We start from the raw sequence: 16,960 nt of genomic DNA on the forward strand, positions 1-16,960 counted from the left end.
AAGGCCCCCGGTGTCACTGGCGTCGCACCGGGGGCCTTCCCCTCAACGCACCTCGATCGGCGCAGCCTGATACGTGTTGCAGGCGGCCGGCCCGGCCGCATCCAGGCCCTTGACCGCCCACGTCTGCCGCGTCGTGCCCTGGCCGTGATCACTGGCCGGATCCTCGAACCAGGTGAAGACCTCGTTCCACCGCTGGACCCAGTGCGCGTCGATCCCGAAGGACTTCTTCGCCGCGCCGAGAAAGGCGCCGCCGAGACAATCCGCCTGGAGCTCCATCCGGCGATTCTCCTGCCAGCGCGCGTCGACTCCGTTGAGGGTGGCGTCGCGCTCGTACTTCGCCGCGAACACTCCGGTCAGCGCCTGGAGATGATGCCCGTACTCGTGCGCGATCAGGAACGCGCGGAACACCCGATTCAGCTCGGGATCCTTTTTCTCCAGGTCGAGATCCAGCTCAGCGACGATGTAGATGTGCCCGTCCTGGTAGTAGCCGGCGTTGTCGCTGTAGCCGGAGGGCATCCGCGGCAGCACCGACAGCCGCGGCCCCCGAAAACTGAAGCCGGCTTTCCGGACGACCGGACCCCACGCCTTGTTCAAGCAGTCGACGAGTTGCGCGTAGTACTCCTGCAGCAGTTCGACGGTGTCGAACGTCCCGGCGGGCTCGGTGCAGGTCGACGTCAACTGGCCTGCGGTGAAGATGCGGTTCTTCACCAGCGCGGCGGGCTGCGGCGGCACGGGGACCGGCGTACCAGGCACATTCGGAGCCGCTGACGGCAGCTGCGAACGCAGCGCAGCGGCCTCGGACGCCGCTGCCTCCTCCGGACTCTGCGCGTGACCACTACGGGCCCCGCAGCCGACCAGCAGCAGGACGGCGCACAGCAGAATAGGCCCCCAGGTCTTCACGCGACCAGACTTTACTGAACCGCCACGCCATGGCGGCCGCACGATTCGCGCATGTCAACGATTATCGACGTATGCGGATCAGTCGAATGTTGTTCACCGTCGGCCTGTTGATCGGTGTGCTCAGCGCGCCGACGGCTCAGGCGGCGGCGACGTTTCCCCGGATTGATGCGTCCGGTTTTCAGCTCGTCTCGGGTGACACGTTCGCGACGTACGCCGCGCGGGTGGCTCAGCTGGAGACGAAACCGCAGCTCGCGCCGGTCGGCGTGACCGACGTGCTCGCCGCGTCCAACCGGACCGGCCGCCCGTTGTGTCACTCGACGTACCTGAACGCCGCGCTGAACCCGAAGGGGTTCTGCTGGCAGGACGGCGAGGACGACGACCTGAACGTCTGGATCCCGCAGGGGTTGTCCGGATCGGGTGATGCCCAGCCCGCCGGCGGGGCGCGCCGGGTGGTGGTCGCGAGCTGGCACAACAGCGGCGACACCGCGATCCGGGTCTCGTTCCTGGACGTCGCGACCAACAAGTACCGGCATGTGTTGCTCGTCGAGCCGACCGCCGACGGGAACTTCCAGGCGATCGCCGGGCACGGGCACGGGCTGTACTGGTCCGGCAACCTGCTCGTCGTGGCGACCGGCGGCGCCGTCCTGCGGGTCTTCGACCTGCGGCATATCTGGCGCACCGACACCAGCACCGGCGAGGTCGGATTAGGTGCCGACGGCAAGTACCACGCGCTTTGGCACGCGTTCGCGCTCCCCCAGGTCGGCGCCTACTGGTACGCCGGGGGCGGGTGCGCGTCGACGTCCGGCGTCCGGCCCTGTTTCGCCAGCCTCGCCCTCGACCACGCCGGGACCGGCTCGTTCGTCGCGGTCGAGCACACCACCCGCGGCGGCGGCCGGATCGTCCGCTGGCCGCTCGACAAGGCGACCGGGCTACCGCGGGCCGGGACGGACGGCGTCGTCCGCGCGATCGAGGCCTTCAACTCCCCGGTCTGGGGGATGCAGGGCGCGGTGTCGTACAACAACAAGTTCGTGATCGCGGGCGTCTGCCCGGAGTACGCGGACGACATCGGCAACGGCGTCGACTACCCGAGCTGCCTGCACACCGGCACCGGCGGGACGTCGACGTCGGTGTGGACGAAAGCGCCCAAGAACACCGAGAACCTGTCGTACTGGCCGGCCACCGGCGAGCTGTGGGTGATGAACGAGCAACTGCGCGAACGCGTGACCGTGCACATCCCATTTCCGTAGTACTGCAAGGATGGGCGGGTGAGTGAGTTCTGGGACAGCATCACGTCGGCACAGCCGGAGCCATCGCTCCGCGTGGTGATCGGGACCGGGGTGGCCGCCTTGCTCCTGATCGCCTGGCGGCCGATCTGGCGGCACACGCGGCAGGTCGTGACGATCGCGCACGAAGGGGCGCACGGTCTGATCGCGGCGCTGGTCGGGCGGAAGCTCTCGGGGATCCGCCTGCACTCCGACACCTCCGGTGTGACGGCATCCCGCGGTAAACCGACCGGTGCGGGGATGATCGCCGTCCTGCTGGCCGGGTATCCCGGGCCGGCGCTGTTCGGCCTCGCCGCGGCGTTCGTGCTCAGCCGCGGGTACGCCGTCGCGCTGCTGTGGGGGCTGCTCGTCGCGCTGGTGATCCTGCTCCTGCAGATCCGGAACCTGTTCGGCCTCTGGTCGGTGCTCGTGTTCGGCGCGATCGTCTTCGGCGTCACCTGGTGGGGCTCGCCGTTGGTGCAGTCCGCCTTCGCGCATCTGCTGACCTGGTTCCTGCTGCTCGCCGCGCCGCGGGCCGTGCTCGAACTGCAGCACTCGCGCCGCGGTGGTCAGGGCCGGAGCTCGGACGCCGATCAGCTGCGCCGGCTCACCGGCGTACCGGCGTTACTGTGGGTCGGGGCGTTCGGTCTCGTCACGCTGGCGTGCCTCGCCGTTGGAGTCGTGTGGTCCGGGGTACTGCCCGGATAACAGTGTCTCGAGGAGGATCGTGATGAAGTCGAGCGAGATCTTGATCGACGGGTTCAGCCGGGTGCAGGAGCAGGTGCACGCCGTTCTCGGCGGGATCGACGAGAAGGCGCTGACGGCCCGGCCGTCGGACACGGCGAACTCGATCGCCTGGCTGATCTGGCATCTGACCCGGATCCAGGACGACCACCTCGCCGACGCCGCCGGGCACGAGCAGGTACACACCGCCGACGGCTGGCACGCGCGCCTCGGCCTGCCGTTCGATGCGGCCGACACCGGTTATGACCACAGCTCCGAGCAGGTCGGTCAGGTTGTGCTGTCGGCCGAGTTGCTGCGCGGGTACTACGACGCCGTCCACGCCCGCACGCTCGACTTCCTTCGTCTGCTCACCGAGCCCGAGCTGGACCGGATCGTCGACACCCGGTGGAATCCGCCGGTGACGCTCGCTGTCCGCCTGGTCAGCGTGCTGGACGACGACCTCGAGCACATCGGGCAGGCGGCGTACGTGAAGGGCCTGGTCAGCTAGATGTACTGACCAGGCAGGTTGGTTAAGCGGGTGATGGGCGGGGTGTTGCCGATTGCGGTGTGGGGTCGGTGGTGGTTGTAGTGGTGGAGCCAGGCTGGTAGGGCGTCGCGGCGGTCTTGTTCGGTGAGGTAGAGCTGTTTGAAGGCCCAGCCGTCGGCGAGGGTTCGGTGGAAGCGTTCGATTTTGCCGTTGGTCTGTGGCCGGTAGGGCCTGGTCTTCTTGGGGTTGATGCCGAGCTCGGTGCAGGTGTCGCGCCAGAGGTTGGAGCGGTAGGCCGAGCCGTTGTCGGACAGGACGCGTTCGATGGTGGTGATGCCGCGGTCGGCGAACCAGGCGACCGCGGCGCGGAGTACTGCGGTCGCGGTGGCGGCTGTTTCGTCGTCGTGGATTTCGGCGTAGGCGACTCGGGAGTGGTCGTCGATGACGGTGTGGACGAACGCGGTGCCGATCTTGTTGTTGGAGTGTTTGGTGCGGGGTTTGCCGGTGGTCGCGGTGCGGTTCTTGCCGCCTTGCTCGCGGCCGACGTAGCGCCAGCCGCCGCCGTCGGGGATGTTGCCGAGTTTCTTGACGTCGACGTGGAGCATCGCGCCGGGGTGGGGGTGTTCGTAGCGGCGGACCGGTTCGCCGGTGATCCGGTCCAGGTGGGACAGGCGGTTGAGCCGGCAGCGGACCAGTACGGCGTGCACGGTCGAGGCCGGTATGCCGGTCTGGTCGGCGAGCTGAACCGGGCCGAGGCGGTGCCGGCGGCGGAGGCTGACGATGCGGCGGACGACGTCCGGCGGGGTCTTGCGGGGCTGGTGATGTGGGTGCGACGAGCGGTCGGTCATGCCGGCCGGTCCGTGTTCGCGGTACCGGTCGGCCCAGCGTTTCGCCGTCGGCCAGGCGACCTCGAAACGTTCAGCTGCTCTGGCGATCGGCCATCGGTCGTCCACGATCAGACGCGCCAGCCGAAGACGTGCGCGAGGGGTCAAAGCAGCGTTAGCGTGGGACACGAAGGTCTCCTGGTGGTTGGACTGGTTCCTAGACAGCTCCACTCCACGCCAGGAGACCTTCACTCATCAACGACACTCACCGCGTGTCGTCGCACTTCCTCGACCAACGTGCCTGGTCAGTACAGCTAGAGCAGGCCCTTGGCCCGCCAGAGCGCGCCGCCGGCAATCAGGTAGGCGTCGAAGTTGTCGCCGGCCCGGACCAGCTGACCCACCGGCCCCTGAATCCCGCCGCTCGCGTCGAACACGCGCCAGGCGCCTTCCCGGCCGGACAGGATCCGGATTTTGTTGTCTTGGGCAAATATCTGCGTGATGTCGTCGGAGCCGTTGGTGAGCGGTTGCGGCAACTGGTCCTTGTCACCGACCGGGATGTCCGGCACGCCGGTCAACCGGCGCGGCTTACCGGGGCCGAGCCGCCAGATCGCGAGCTTGCCGTCGACCGCGCCGGTGACGACGCAGGACGTCGTACAGCGGGCGGTGATCGCCTGGCCGCGGTTACCGGAGTCGGGGAGCTCGGTGCGCGCCCAGCCCTGGTTGAGTTTCTGCGACCGCCAGACCGCCGCGTGCTGCTCGACGACGTTGGGCGCGAGGCGGACCTGTGATCCGGCGAGGAGGATGCCGTCGCCGTCCGCTGTTCCGAAGTTCGCGCCGACCAGCATCGATTTGGTGTTCTGCAGCGGGGTCTTGGCCGAGTTCTGCTTGAGCCATTTGTCGTTCTGCTGCGGGAGCCAGATCGCGGCGTCCAGACCGGTCTCGATCCCTTCCCACGAGCCGGTCAGCGCCTGACCGGCCGGGGTGATCACGGCTGAGCTCATCTGACCGGCGGACAGGCCGTTGAAGGTGTCGAACGTCTGCGGGTGCTCGGTCAGGGTGGTGTCGGTGGAGCCCGTCCAGACCGTCCAGCGGACGTTGCCGTGGGCACCGCCGGAGGCGCCGCCGAGGCCGAGGATCTGCTTGCCGTCCCAGGCGATCGAGTACCAGATCGCTTCGAACGAGTACGGGCTCGCGGCGGACGGTTTGACCGGGATCGTCTTGCGCTCGGAGCCGTTCAGCAGGACGGCGCCCGGAACGACCTTGGCGCCTTGATGTTTCAGGCCGACCAGGATCCGGCCGTCGTGCTCGGCCAGCGCGACCGGCTCCGCGCCGACGTCCACCTTTTCCCAGTGGATCGGCCGTTCGGTCTTGGGCTCCTCGCTGGTGCACGCGGCCAGCGACAAGACCAGCGCGGCCGCGAGCAGGCGGTGGATCATCGGTTCTGCGGGAGCGTCGCCGGGCGTTTGCGAGGCCGCGGCGCGGACGGCGGCGGGATCATCGGGCCGACGTCGCCGTCCGGCGCGACGTCGAGATCGACCATGACGGGCGCGTGGTCGCTCGGGCCGGTGCCCTTGCGGGCCTGGCGATCGATCCAGGCGGCTTTGACGCGCTCGGCGACGCCTGGAGTGGCCAGGGTGAGGTCGATCCGCATGCCGAGGTTCTGGTGGAACATACCGGCGCGGTAGTCCCAGTAGCTGTAGACGACGTCGTCCGGCCAGCGGTCGCGGACCACGTCGCGCAGGTCTTTGGCGGCCATCAGGTCGGCGAGCGCCTGCCGCTCCGGCGGGGTGACGTGGGTGGAGCCGATGAACGCCCTGGGGTCGAAGACGTCGGCGTCGGTCGGCGCGATGTTCATGTCGCCGCAGACGATCTGGTCGGCGGGGCCGTTGGCCACGACCTCCTTGAGGGCCTGCAGCCATTCGAGCTTGTAGCGGTAGTGGTCGGAGTCCGGCTCACGGCCGTTCGGGACGTACAGCGCGTGGACTCGGATGCCGCCGCAGGTCGCCGCGACGGCGCGGGCCTCCGGGTTCGGGAAGCCGGGGGCGCCGGCGACACCGGTCACGACGTCCTCGATGCCGACCTTGGACAGGATCGCGACGCCGTTCCACTGGACTTCGCCGTACAGGGCGGTTTCGTAGCCGCGGGCCGTCAGCTCTGCGCCGAGCAGCGCGGTGAACGCGTCGTCGGCCAGCTTGGTCTCCTGCAGGCAGACGACGTCCGGCTGCCGCTCGTCCAGCCAGGCCAGGAGCCGGGGTATCCGCTGCTTCACCGAGTTCACGTTCCACGTCGCCAGTCGCACCGACCAAAGATACCTGGTCCCGCTTACCCTCAGTAGATGTTCGTACTACGGGGCACGGTCATGACAATGCGTTCCGACGAGCGGGTGCTGGCACGGGGTGCGGTGTACGTCGGCGACAACGGGCTGATCGCGGCGGTGACGCCGCTGGACGACGTACCGGCCGGGTTCGCGGACGCGCCGAGTTTCGCCGCCGGCGGGATCATCTGCCCAGGGCTGATCGATCTGCACAACCATCTGATGTACAACAGCCTGCCGCTGTGGACTGAGCCGTCCCGCGAGGTGCCGTGGACGTCGCACAACCAGTGGGGCCGGGCGCCGACGTACAGCGCCCAGATCAGCCAGCCGGCACGGCTGCTCGGCGCCGCCGCCGGGCGCGCGCTGCTGCGGTACGTCGAGACGCGGGCGATCGTCGGCGGGACGACGTCCATTCAGGGCAACCCGCGCGGGGCCGTGCCGCCGGACGACGATCTGATCCGGAACGTCGACTCCGAGAAGCTGGGGACGCGGGACGATTTCATCCGGGTCAGCACCTTGGTTGCCGACAGCAAGGAAGCGCTCGCGCCGTACGCGGCGGCGGTGGCGGCCGGGCGCGGTTTCATCGCGCACTCGGCGGAGGGGTCGGATCCGAAGCTGCGGGCCGAGTTCCAGCTGCTCGACGAGGTGGGCGTGGTAAAGCCGCAGCTCGTCGCGATCCACGGCGGCGCGCTGAACGCGGCCGACTTCGCGCTGATGAGGGCCGGCGGGGCGAGTCTGGTCTGGTCGCCGTTCTCCAACTACTGGCTATACGGCGCGACGGCTGATGTGGCTGCCGCGAAGGCGGCCGGCGTCCGCCTCTGCATCGGCTCGGACTGGGCGCCGTCCGGCACCCGTAATGTGCTCTGGGAGCTCAAGGTCGCCGACCTCTGGAACAAGGCCCAGCCCGCCCCCGTCTTCACCGACGCCGAACTGGTCGCCCTGGCCACCCGCAACCCCGGCGAAGCCCTCTCCACCGTCTGGCCGCACCCCGTCGGCCGTATCGAACGCGGAGCCCTCGCCGACCTCATCGTCGTCCGCCGCACCCACCCGGACCCCTACCGCAACCTCATCAACGCCACCGAACCCGACATCCGCCTGGCCGTAGTAGGCGGCCGCCCCCGCTACGGCCTCCCCTCCCTCATGAAACCCCTCGCCCCCACCGCCACCCCCATCCGTCTAGGCCCCCTGACCCGCCACATCGACTACGGCACCCCCACCACCACCTGGCCCACCATCCTCACCACCCTCAACGCCGTCCGCACCAACCCCACCACCGCCGCCCACCAAGCCGCCCACAGCCTCACCCGAGCCGCCTCCGCATTGAGTGTCGAGTCGGATGTCGTACGGGCAGATGCGGGAGTTCTGGCGGAGTTTGACGCTTTCGTACTGCTGCCGGATATGCCCGCCCCGGAGCTGGAGGTGGCGGTTCGGCGTCGTGGGGCTGCGGCTGCGGCTCCGGAGCCGGTGGAGGTGCCGCCGATCGAGCCGATCACGACGGGGGCGGAGTGGTGTGACGCAGTGGATGCGAACCCGTTCCACGGTGGATTGCTGTCGGGGCTGCGGACGTACTTGAAGTAGCAATCGACAGAGAGTTATCCACAGATTACGGATTGCCGGTCTGCGGAGGGTCGTTCGCCTGCATTCTCTTGAGCAGGAGGACGGATGGCTGAACTGGATTGCGACCCGGCCGACGTGACCGCGCTGGTGGCCTACCTGCGCGAGATCGGGCGGCACGAACTACTCACCCTGGAGGAGGTCAGCGAACACTCGTTCTGGATCGAGGCCGGCCTGCTCGCCGGCGAACGCCTCACCCACACCCCGGCGCCCGGGAACGCGGCCGAGCTGCAGCAGCTCGTCGCCCGCGGCCGCGACTCCTGGCGCCGGATGATCGAGGGCAACCTCCGCCTCGTCGTCACGATCGCCCGCCGCTACACCGGTAAAGGCATCTCCCTGCTGGATCTCGTCCAGGAGGGCAACATCGGCCTGATGCGCGCGATCGAGCGCTTCGACCACCGGCTCGGGCACCGCTTCTCGACGTACGCCATCTGGTGGATCCGCCAAGCCGTCGGCCGCGCCATCTCCGACCGCTCCCGGATGATCCGGATGCCCGCCCAGGCGTACGCCGACGCCGGTCGCGTCGCCGCCGTCCGCCACCAGCTCACCCAGCGCCACAACCGCGAGCCCACCACCGCCGAGCTCGCCACCGCCACCACCCTGACCGTCGCCCGCGTCGAACGCGCCCTCGCCTGGCAGATCCACCACGAACCCCTCGAATCCACCGACGCCGACCCCGTCCTCGACGAAGAACCCCGACTCCACCAAGCCGCCCTCCGCCAAGACCTCGCCCACCAACTCCAATTCCTCGACGAACTCCAAGAACAAGTCATCCGCCTCCGCTACGGCCTCGACCCCCACCACCCACCCGCCACCCCCGAAGAAACCGCCGCCCACCTCAACCTCACCCCCACCCAAGTCCGCGCCCTAGAACGCGAAGCCCTCCGCCACCTCCGCCGCCGAGCCCATCACTACCTCCGCGACTACGCCGCCTGACCCCCACAACCGCCTCCGCGCACCAACCAGCTCCCCCGAGCGCGCGGAGGTCCAGCCCGCTCCAGCGCCACAGCTGGAGCGGGCCTACCGCAACGAGTGACTGCCGCTTACTCAGCTCCCGCAACAGGTCGGGCGCGCGCGAGTTGAGGCGGCTGGGAGGATGGGGGTGTGAGATTCGGGCGTAAGACTTGGCCGGCTGAGTTGGCGACTGCTGTGGGCGGTGCGGCGGGGCGTAAGGAATCGATCCTGGCCGCCGTCCAACTGACCGACGGCAACTGGGTCGCCGGGACGCGCGAGGCCGTCTATCTACCGGCTGACGACGTCGCCGCCGACAAACCCTCGGCAGACCGCGTCCGCCGCGTCGGCTGGGAGCAGATCGAGCGCGCCGGCTGGGACTCCGAAGCCTCCGTCCTGCACGTCTACGAAACAACCGACTTCGGTACGCCGCTCCGCGCCACCGACCTCAAACTCGACGACCCGGGCCGCTTCGGCCAGCTCCTCCGCGAACGGGTCGACGCGAGTATCGTCGTCCAGCGCCATGTCCTGCTCGCCGGCAAGCGCGGCGTCCGCATCGTCGGCCGCCGCAACCCCGCCGCCACCGACGCCCCCATCACCTGGAACTTCGTGCTGGACAAGGGTTTGGAGCCCACCCAGCCCGGCCTCCTCGACCGCGCCGAAGCCGCCCTCGCCGCCGTCCGCGACGAGTTCGGCGTCTGACCCGACCGGCCACCCCGAACCTGACCCGGAAGCCGAAATCCCACCGATGGAATCCCGTTTTTGTCCTACGCGTCCGGCCTGCTAACCTACTCAGGTCTTGAGGGATTGGGACACCGAAACACCCCCATCCCGCGTAGCTCAATTGGCAGAGCAGCCGGCTGTTAACCGGCAGGTTACTGGTTCGAGTCCAGTCGCGGGAGCCACCAAAAGCCGAGTCTCACCAGAGACTCGGCTTACTTGTTTCTCCCGAACCGCCCCCACTCACCAACTATCCGCAGTACCGCCCCCGCCACGCTCAACCGCGCCCCAACAACCCCCTCCAGCGCGAGTTGCTGAGTGCCGGCGGTCCGCCCTCACCGCGCCCGGGCCGCACCCGCCCGGGCCAACCCGCTCCGGCCCGGCCGACGCCATCCGCCCGGCACGCACGTACGGCGTACCGGGCGCACCTACCGTCGCCTATTTACCCTTCCGCCGATCGATCGCCCGCTGAATCCGCTGCTGCGGCTGCCCGGTCAACTTCGCCAGCAACGGCACCCGGTACTTGAACGCCGCCACCGCCCCGACCACGAGCACCAGAAAAATGAACCAGCCCATCGTCGTTCCCTTCTCGAACCTGACCTCCATCATGCCCGCCCCACCCCAAAACCAAGTCCGTACAACCCCTGAACCACCCCTGGTTTCCCCCACCCCCCACCCACACCAGATACGATCACCCGGCACGGGGCGGTAGCTCAGCCGGTCAGAGCAGAGGACTCATAATCCTTGGGTCGTGGGTTCGAGCCCCACCCGCCCCACCACAAACTTCCGGTCGACCACCCGGCCGGAGCGCGACGAGGGCACCGCCGTCGAGCAGCCGGTCAAGTGGCGCAGAACGGGCGGGCGGTTGCGAGGTCTGCGTCGACGCGGCGTAGGCCGGTGAGGCCCCAGGTGTTGATGCCTTCCAGGTCGACTTCGTCGCGGAGGCGGACGGCGAGGTCGCGGAGGGAGCGGGCCAGGCGGGCGTATTCGAGGTGGGTGGGGTCTAGCTGTTCAGCGCCGTACGACTGGAGGAAGCGGACGGTGTTGGGCTCGCAGAGGGCGACGAAGAGGTCGTGTTCGCGTGGGGCCAGGCGGGCGGTGCCCCAGTCGAGGAGCGCGGCGATCCGGCCGTCGCGGTCGATCAGGACGTTGTGCGGGAAGAGGTCGTGGTGGCATACGACGTGTGGGACGTCGATTGCGCGGGCCCGCTCCATCACCGCTTCGAGCCGGTCGACATTGGCCAGCACCTCGTCACGACGGCCGGCGAGCCACGGGTGATCCTGCCGATCGCGCAGCGCCTCGAGGCACCACTCGTGCAGCTCGGCCCGCGGGAGGACGAGGTCGGTGAGGTCGTGCACCGCTCGCATTGCTCGCGCAATCGCCTCGGCGTCCGCCGCGGTCGCCTGGCGGCCGTCGACGTACGGAAACACGGCGTAGCGCCGGCCGAGGTGCCCAGCGGTGTAGGAGCCATCAAGAGCTCGCTGCGCGGTGGGAACGGGAATGCCGCGACTCGCCAACTCGGCCGTGAGCGCCAACCCGGCGTCACTGTCGGGCTGTCCCCGCCAGAGCTTCACGAACCAGCGCCCGTCGCTGAACGCATCCGCCTCGAACCCACCCGGATGAGCCCGCAGCTCACCCACCTCGACCCCGAAATCGGCTCCGACCTGCGCGCTCGTCGGCGGTCGCACTTCGCTCCACATCGAGGCAGGACGCTACCGCCGACGAGCGGAGCCACGCGAGGGGTTTAGCGGGCGCGGCCGGCAAACAGCCAAGGGCCATGGCCTCGTCAAGGACTTGAGCGGTATTCGAATCCTTGGAGCCGCGCTCACGGCCGGTGATTACCTCTGTCTTGCTGTCCACAGAGTGGAGGAACCGAAGATGCGAAACGCATATGTGCGGCACACCAGGCGGATCGCCGGCGGGTTGATGATCGGGACGGCGGCCGTCGCGGCGCTGCTGGTCCCGGCTGCGACGGCGGTCGCCGCGCCATCCGTCGTCAGTGGGACGTCGGGCCCCCAGGCCGTGAAGCAGTTCGGGCCGTACGTCGACGAACCGGATTGCCAGTTCGATCGCGGTGGGCTCGCGTTCAGCGGCGCCGCCCACTGGGTCGGGCCTTGTGAGCGCCACCCGATCAGCGGCAGGTGGTGGTTCCTCGCCGACCTGAAGTGATCGACCACCATCCCAAGGCCCCCGCAGTTCCGCTGTGGGGGCCTTGGCATGAGGTCGATCTTGCGGGTGCCCAGGCGCGGTGCCCGGTGGGACGATCGGGTGATGGGGCTGCGGGTTGGTGAGACGGTCGGTGTCAAGGGGCGGCAGTTGCGGGTTACGCCGCTCGATGTGGATTGCGTGCCGCGGGTGCGGGAGTACCTGATCGGGCTGGCGCGGCGAGGCGAGACGGTCGCGTACGGCGGGTTGAAGCGGGAGCTGGGGTTGCCGCATGCGCTCAACGGGCTTGGGCGGTTGCTTGATCTGGTGGCGGTTGATTGTCGGCGGCGGGGTGAGCCGTCGCTTGCGGTGCTCGTGGTCAACGCCGTCACCCAGGAGGTCGGCGAGACGACGACCGTCGCTGGGTGGACATGAGGCTTATTGACAAATTTTTCTTTCTATTGGCAGACTGCGGGGGTGCGGTACATCGAGGAGGCGGAGACGGTTCGGGTGGCGTTGTCGCCGGTGCGGCGGCGGTTGCTGGAGTTGTTGCGGGAGCCCGGGTCGGCCAGTGAGTTGGCGAAGGTGTTGGGGGTTACTCGGCAGCGGGTCAACTATCAGTTGCGGGAGTTGGAGAAGGCCGGGCTGGTCGAGGTGGTGGAGGAGCGGCAGCGGCGGGGGTTCGTGGAGCGGGTGTTTCGGGCTGTGGACGGCGCGGTGGTGGTTGATCCGGGCGTGATGGGACGAGCGTTCGAGGGGATTCAGGACCAGTACGCCGCTGAGCATCTCGTCGAGGTGGCCGCGGGGACGGTGCGGGATGTCGCGCGGATGCAGGCGGCCGCAGGCGAGGCGGGTCAGCGGCTGTTGACGTTCACGTTGGAAACCGAGGTGCGGTTCGCGGAGCCGGGCGATCTGCATCGCTTCAGTGATGCGCTGGCCGATGCCGTACGGCAGGTCGTGGGGCAGTTCGACTCGGGCGAGGGCCGGGCGTACCGATTGATTGCAGGCGCCCATCCGGCGCCGCGGAAACCAAGAACTACGGAACCAAGGAATGAAGGAGAAACCGATGAATGACAGCCCGCGGATCAAGGTCACCGTGGCCGCGCCGCCCAGCACCGTGTGGGCGGCGTTGCGAGACAAGGAGCAGATCCGGCAGTGGCACGGCTGGGAGTTCACCGGCGGGGTCGACGGCAGCCTGGACCAGGAGATCGAGCTGATCTACTTCACCGATGTCAGCACCGAGGGACACGCGATCGATCTGAACGGCGGCGACCGGATCGAGCTCGCGGATGCCGCCGGCGGCGGGACCGAACTGACGCTGATCCGCGCCGCGGTGGGCGACGATCCCGACTGGGCCCGGTACTACGACGACATCACCGAGGGCTGGATCACGTTCATGCAGCAGCTCCGGTTCGCCGTCGAGCGGCACCCGGGCGACACCCGCCGGACGGTGCTCGTGTCCGGCACCGGCAAGACCGCGCCCGCGACGGCCCTCGACGCGAGCAAGCTCAACGTCGGTGACCGCTACGAGCTCGATTTCCCCGCCGAGAAGGCGACCGGAACGGTCTGGTTCCGCTCCGAGCACCAGCTCGGCCTGACGGTCGACGGCTGGAACGACGGCCTCGTCGTCCTCACCCACGACGCCGAGAGCGGCGCGGCCAGGGCACTCCTCAGCCTGTACGGCGTCGACGAGGCCCGGCACACCGAGCTGACCAAGCACTGGCAGGACTGGTGGACGGCGGCCGTCCAGTAGTGACCGCTACTCAGCCGGGACGAAGTTGGCGTACTCCTCGATCCGGCTGATCAGGCCGCCGTCGAAGCGGAAGTAGACGGCGGCATGGACCTCGCCGCGCCGGCCGTCCTTGGTGGCGACGTGGACGACGTGCTGCTGGAGCACCTCGTCGCCGGCCGCGAGTTGCCGCTGTACGTCGTACCGCATCGACTCGATGGCGCCGATCTGGGCCTGCATCCCGGAGATGTTCGCGTCGATCGACTCGTCACCCTTGCCGTCGTTGTGCCAGACGGTTGCCGCGGCGGTGCACATGGCTCGGGCGGCGTCCCAGTCGCGGTTCTCGAGGTGGCGCAGGTAGGTGACAGCCTTGGCCCTCACATCGAAGACCAGGGACCGCTCACCGGCGGTGATCCGCAGCGGAAGGTGGTTGCCCTCCGGCGACAGCGGGCAGGTGAAGACCGTCGCCTGGAGGTGGTGGTACGACAGCGTCGCCTTGTTGAAGTCGATCACCAGCGGCTCCCCCGGTACGGCGTCCGGCAGCGTCAGCCAGCGGCCGATGCCGGGGGTCTCGTTGCCGCTCGTCTCGTCGGTGAAGACGACCAACCGCTGCCCGGGCTGCTCCTCCAGCACCGTCAGCACGTATTCGACGCCGTCGATGGTCACCACCAGATCCAGCGGGCCGAGGATCCGGTCCGTACTCGGCGGGCTGGTCAGCCGCTCCACCTCGATCTGGCGTCCCGCGGCGGCAGCCCGGTAGTACCCCTCGAAGACCCACGCCGGATCGTAGGCGTAGCTGTCGATCCCGCTCAGCCCGAGCCGCTCCACCTCGCGCGGATCGGTCACGACGACTCCATAGGCGCCGTTCGCGCCGCCCGCCATTCCGGCCCGGCCGCCGGAGAACCCGAGCGCGCTACCGGACGGCACCACAACCGTCCCGTCGACCAGCGTCTCCCCGACCGTCACCCCGTCCGCCGCGGACGCCGTCACGGTCAACGCACCCGCGGCGTCCGTGCTCCACTCGCCGGGGATCCCCGGCAGCATCTGGACGGACGAGCCGGAAATCATGCCCTTCGCAACGACCTTGGCCTTGCCGTTCGGTCCGGCGATCTCGTCCCAACGCTCCCGGCGCCAGGCGTCGAAATCCGCCGGAACCTGCTGACCGGTGTGCATGTCCTGCATGAGCTGTCCCTTCGTTGTCATGTCGCCAACGTAGGATCGTCAGGCGCTAGAGGCATCATGGTTTGCGCATAACGCAAGAACCTCGATTCTCAGCTGTCCCAGGCGCATCCGGCCCGCCCGCGCGGTACCGTCCTCGGGTGAAGCTGGCTTGGGTGGGGTTGGCGCTGATTCTCAGCGCCTGTGGGACGGAGCGCGCGACCGGCGGGGAGAGCGCCGTCGTGCCGACGCCGAAGATCATCGGTACGCCGACGCCGGTCAAGCGGACGCCGACCCGGCCGCCGGCGACGTGTCCCGCATCGGGGCGCTCGATCCAGGTCAGCGAAGTGGAGCCCGCGCTCGGGCACCGCTCAGTCGCGGTGACCCTGACCAACTGCCGGGCCGACGACATGGCCGTCGAGGGCTATCCCGAGATCGTCGTTCTGGACGGCGAGCGCCGGCCGATGAAGATCACGGTGAGCCGCGGCTCGTCGTACCTGGCGACCGATCCCGGGCCGGGCAAGATCCGCCTGAAACAAGGGAAATCGGTCGAGGCGTTCGTGTCCTGGTCGAACACGACCACCGATGGCGAGGTCCGGAACGCCACCTTCCTGTCCATTGCCCGGGGCAAACAAGAGGGCCCGGTGGTCTGGCCGGTCGAGCTCGACCTCGGAACCACCGGCGCCGTCAAGCTCACCGCCTGGCATCAGCGGACGCGGTCGTAGATCAGCGCGAGCTCGCCGAGCGCCCCGGCCTCCTGATGCGCCGGCCGCCAGCTCCCGCGCGGCAGGCCGTCCTCGAAGAGCCGCTCGCCGCCGCCCACGATCTCCGGAAAGACCATCAGGTACAGGCGATCGATCAGATCCGCCGCCAGCAACGGCTTGATGATGGACGGCGACGTGTTGACGAAGATGTCACCGGAGCCCGACGACTTCAGCGCGGCGACAGTCTCCGGGACGGGCGCATTGACGAGCCGGGTGCGCTCCCACGGCGCCTCGGTCAGCGTGCGCGAGAAGACCACTTTGTCGGCGCCGACCAGCCACTGCGCATAGGCACGGTCGCGCGGATCGGCGTCGTCGTCCACAGCCACCGCTGACCAGTATCCGATGAACCCCTCCGCGTTCACCCGGCCGAGGACGGCGGTCGTCGCATCCGACCACATCCGCGTCATGTGGTCCCGGGCGACATCACTGGTCACATATGGAATGAAGGCGCCGAAGTCCGCCGGACCGCCCGGGCCGTGGTAGCGGCCGTCGAGGCTGAGGGACATGTTGGCGGTGACAAGCCGTTCGGTCATGACTGAGCTCCTTGAACTTGATGAGCGAGATTGTCGAGAACCTGGTTCCACCCGGTCGGAATCCCCGCGATGGCCGGGACAGCCTCGACAGTGCTGTCGGTGATGCGCAGATCGAGCTGCAGGCGAGTCCCCTCCGGGACGGCGGTCAGCGTCAGGTCGTACGTCGTCCGGAACGACACCACTGCCGGCGCGTCGAGCAACGCAAGATCGAAGACCAGCCGTTCGGACTCCGAGGCGGCGTGCACGACACCCTCGGCGCGATAGCGCCCCTCGGCGTCGGCGTACTCGAGCACGGCGCGCCCTCCGGCATGCGGTTCGAGGACGGCGTCCGTGACGCGCAAGGACGGCGGCGCCCACCACTCGGCGAGTAACGCCGGCTCGACCCAGTGCCGCCAGACGACGGCCGGCTCCACCGGCAACACGCGCTCGAAGGCGAACGTCCGCCCGTCGGCCCACCGATCCCGGTCGGCGCGGGCGGACTCGGCCGCGATCGCCGCCTGATAGCGGCTGATCACGTCCCGATCCCCCGCATGCGCCTCAGCAGTGGCGATCAGCTCCCGGACCCGCAGTTCGAGGGCCCGGAGCGGCTCGACGTCGAGCGCATAGACCCGCCGCTGCCCGAGTGGGACGACGGTGACGAGCCCGGCGCGCGCAAGCGTCTGGAGGTGTTTGGTCGCCTGCGGCTGCCGCATCCCGACCAGCTCCGCCAGCTCGCCGACCGAGCGCGGACGCTCGGCCAGCAACTCGACGATCCGCCACCGCGTCCCGTCCCCCAGCACCGCCGCGATCTGTTCCATGACCAGAAGTATTCTCCAAAGAGAATATTCTTGTCAAGG

At 68.9% G+C, this 16,960-nt stretch carries 20 protein-coding genes and 2 tRNA genes; 13 read left to right on the plus strand and 9 right to left on the minus strand.

The window, feature by feature from the left end; genetic code table 11:
* Window positions 1-42 precede the first annotated feature (42 nt).
* Window positions 43-900, minus strand: coding sequence for a neutral zinc metallopeptidase (locus HPO96_RS39500; protein ID WP_171670782.1), 858 nt, complete (start codon window positions 898-900; stop codon window positions 43-45).
* 71 nt (window positions 901-971) lie between these two features.
* Between HPO96_RS39500 and HPO96_RS03025 the strand changes: the two genes are divergently transcribed.
* Genes HPO96_RS03025 through HPO96_RS03035 form a run of 3 tightly spaced genes read left to right on the plus strand, consistent with a single transcriptional unit; the run spans window position 972 to window position 3,393 of the window.
* A complete protein-coding gene (locus HPO96_RS03025; RefSeq protein WP_238354681.1) occupies window positions 972-2,147 on the plus strand; it encodes a hypothetical protein in 1,176 nt (391 codons plus the stop codon).
* 18 nt (window positions 2,148-2,165) lie between these two features.
* Entirely contained in the window at window positions 2,166-2,870 is a 705-nt protein-coding gene (locus HPO96_RS03030; RefSeq protein WP_171670784.1) for a M50 family metallopeptidase, read from the plus strand.
* A 22-nt stretch (window positions 2,871-2,892) separates the two neighbouring features.
* Window positions 2,893-3,393 (plus strand): mycothiol transferase, encoded by a 501-nt coding sequence (locus HPO96_RS03035; protein WP_171670785.1) that lies wholly within the window; start codon window positions 2,893-2,895, stop codon window positions 3,391-3,393.
* On the opposite strand, the gene HPO96_RS03040 is transcribed toward HPO96_RS03035, so the two are convergent.
* The 3 genes from HPO96_RS03040 to HPO96_RS03050 all read right to left on the minus strand — a co-directional run bounded on the left by HPO96_RS03040 (window position 3,390) and on the right by HPO96_RS03050 (window position 6,495).
* On the minus strand, window positions 3,390-4,385 hold the full coding sequence (locus HPO96_RS03040) for an IS481 family transposase (RefSeq protein WP_171670787.1): 996 nt from the start codon (window positions 4,383-4,385) through the stop codon (window positions 3,390-3,392). The genes HPO96_RS03035 and HPO96_RS03040 overlap by 4 nt on opposite strands.
* Window positions 4,386-4,510: 125 nt before the next feature.
* On the minus strand, window positions 4,511-5,632 hold the full coding sequence (locus HPO96_RS03045; RefSeq protein ID WP_171670789.1) for a hypothetical protein: 1,122 nt from the start codon (window positions 5,630-5,632) through the stop codon (window positions 4,511-4,513).
* Window positions 5,629-6,495: an exodeoxyribonuclease III gene (locus tag HPO96_RS03050; RefSeq protein ID WP_337796493.1), complete on the minus strand. Its 867-nt coding sequence runs from the start codon at window positions 6,493-6,495 to the stop codon at window positions 5,629-5,631. The genes HPO96_RS03045 and HPO96_RS03050 overlap by 4 nt, the downstream gene beginning before the upstream one ends.
* A 36-nt stretch (window positions 6,496-6,531) precedes the next feature.
* Between HPO96_RS03050 and HPO96_RS38905 the strand changes: the two genes are divergently transcribed.
* The 4 genes from HPO96_RS38905 (at window position 6,532) to HPO96_RS03070 (ending at window position 9,980) form a co-directional block, all read left to right on the plus strand.
* Window positions 6,532-8,088 (plus strand): amidohydrolase family protein, encoded by a 1,557-nt coding sequence (locus HPO96_RS38905; protein WP_171670791.1) that lies wholly within the window; start codon window positions 6,532-6,534, stop codon window positions 8,086-8,088.
* Window positions 8,089-8,172: 84 nt separating this feature from the next.
* Window positions 8,173-9,060 (plus strand): sigma-70 family RNA polymerase sigma factor, encoded by an 888-nt coding sequence (locus HPO96_RS03060; protein WP_171670793.1) that lies wholly within the window; start codon window positions 8,173-8,175, stop codon window positions 9,058-9,060.
* Between the two features lie 168 nt (window positions 9,061-9,228).
* Window positions 9,229-9,777 carry a hypothetical protein gene (locus tag HPO96_RS03065; RefSeq protein WP_171670794.1) on the plus strand — a complete coding sequence of 183 codons (549 nt, stop codon included), beginning with the start codon at window positions 9,229-9,231 and terminating at the stop codon, window positions 9,775-9,777.
* 127 nt (window positions 9,778-9,904) lie between these two features.
* Window positions 9,905-9,980, plus strand: a tRNA-Asn gene (locus HPO96_RS03070).
* 253 nt (window positions 9,981-10,233) lie between these two features.
* Here the strand turns inward: HPO96_RS03070 and HPO96_RS03075 are convergent.
* Window positions 10,234-10,404, minus strand: a complete 171-nt coding sequence (locus HPO96_RS03075) for a hypothetical protein (RefSeq protein ID WP_171669883.1) — start codon at window positions 10,402-10,404, stop codon at window positions 10,234-10,236.
* Between the two features lie 93 nt (window positions 10,405-10,497).
* Here HPO96_RS03075 and HPO96_RS03080 point away from each other — a divergent pair.
* Window positions 10,498-10,574, plus strand: a tRNA-Ile gene (locus HPO96_RS03080).
* Window positions 10,575-10,634: 60 nt separating this feature from the next.
* On the opposite strand, the gene HPO96_RS03085 is transcribed toward HPO96_RS03080, so the two are convergent.
* On the minus strand, window positions 10,635-11,495 hold the full coding sequence (locus HPO96_RS03085; RefSeq protein ID WP_171670796.1) for a phosphotransferase enzyme family protein: 861 nt from the start codon (window positions 11,493-11,495) through the stop codon (window positions 10,635-10,637).
* Between the two features lie 178 nt (window positions 11,496-11,673).
* Here HPO96_RS03085 and HPO96_RS03090 point away from each other — a divergent pair, with 178 nt between their 5' ends.
* The 4 genes from HPO96_RS03090 to HPO96_RS03105 all read left to right on the plus strand — a co-directional run bounded on the left by HPO96_RS03090 (window position 11,674) and on the right by HPO96_RS03105 (window position 13,693).
* Window positions 11,674-11,964: a hypothetical protein gene (locus HPO96_RS03090; RefSeq protein ID WP_171670798.1), complete on the plus strand. Its 291-nt coding sequence runs from the start codon at window positions 11,674-11,676 to the stop codon at window positions 11,962-11,964.
* 102 nt (window positions 11,965-12,066) lie between these two features.
* Window positions 12,067-12,375, plus strand: a complete 309-nt coding sequence (locus HPO96_RS03095; protein ID WP_171670800.1) for a hypothetical protein — start codon at window positions 12,067-12,069, stop codon at window positions 12,373-12,375.
* 42 nt (window positions 12,376-12,417) lie between these two features.
* A complete protein-coding gene (locus tag HPO96_RS03100) occupies window positions 12,418-13,014 on the plus strand; it encodes a helix-turn-helix domain-containing protein (protein WP_171670801.1) in 597 nt (198 codons plus the stop codon).
* The gene (locus HPO96_RS03105) at window positions 13,007-13,693 is read left to right on the plus strand and encodes an SRPBCC family protein (protein WP_171670803.1); all 687 of its coding nucleotides are present in this window, start codon (window positions 13,007-13,009) and stop codon (window positions 13,691-13,693) included. Before HPO96_RS03100 ends, HPO96_RS03105 begins: the two co-directional genes overlap by 8 nt.
* A 6-nt stretch (window positions 13,694-13,699) precedes the next feature.
* On the opposite strand, the gene HPO96_RS03110 is transcribed toward HPO96_RS03105, so the two are convergent.
* On the minus strand, window positions 13,700-14,872 hold the full coding sequence (locus HPO96_RS03110; RefSeq protein WP_171670804.1) for a DUF1684 domain-containing protein: 1,173 nt from the start codon (window positions 14,870-14,872) through the stop codon (window positions 13,700-13,702).
* 116 nt (window positions 14,873-14,988) lie between these two features.
* On the opposite strand from HPO96_RS03110, the gene HPO96_RS03115 reads away from it, so the two are divergent.
* The gene (locus HPO96_RS03115; protein ID WP_171670806.1) at window positions 14,989-15,552 is read left to right on the plus strand and encodes a DUF4232 domain-containing protein; all 564 of its coding nucleotides are present in this window, start codon (window positions 14,989-14,991) and stop codon (window positions 15,550-15,552) included.
* On the opposite strand, the gene HPO96_RS03120 is transcribed toward HPO96_RS03115, so the two are convergent.
* A complete protein-coding gene (locus HPO96_RS03120) occupies window positions 15,534-16,124 on the minus strand; it encodes a dihydrofolate reductase family protein (protein WP_171670808.1) in 591 nt (196 codons plus the stop codon). The genes HPO96_RS03115 and HPO96_RS03120 overlap by 19 nt on opposite strands.
* Entirely contained in the window at window positions 16,121-16,921 is an 801-nt protein-coding gene (locus HPO96_RS03125; RefSeq protein WP_171670809.1) for a metalloregulator ArsR/SmtB family transcription factor, read from the minus strand. The genes HPO96_RS03120 and HPO96_RS03125 overlap by 4 nt, the downstream gene beginning before the upstream one ends.
* Between the last annotated feature and the right edge of the window lie 39 nt (window positions 16,922-16,960).

Source organism: Kribbella sandramycini (assembly GCF_013131805.1).
GTDB lineage: Bacteria > Actinomycetota > Actinomycetes > Propionibacteriales > Kribbellaceae > Kribbella > Kribbella sandramycini.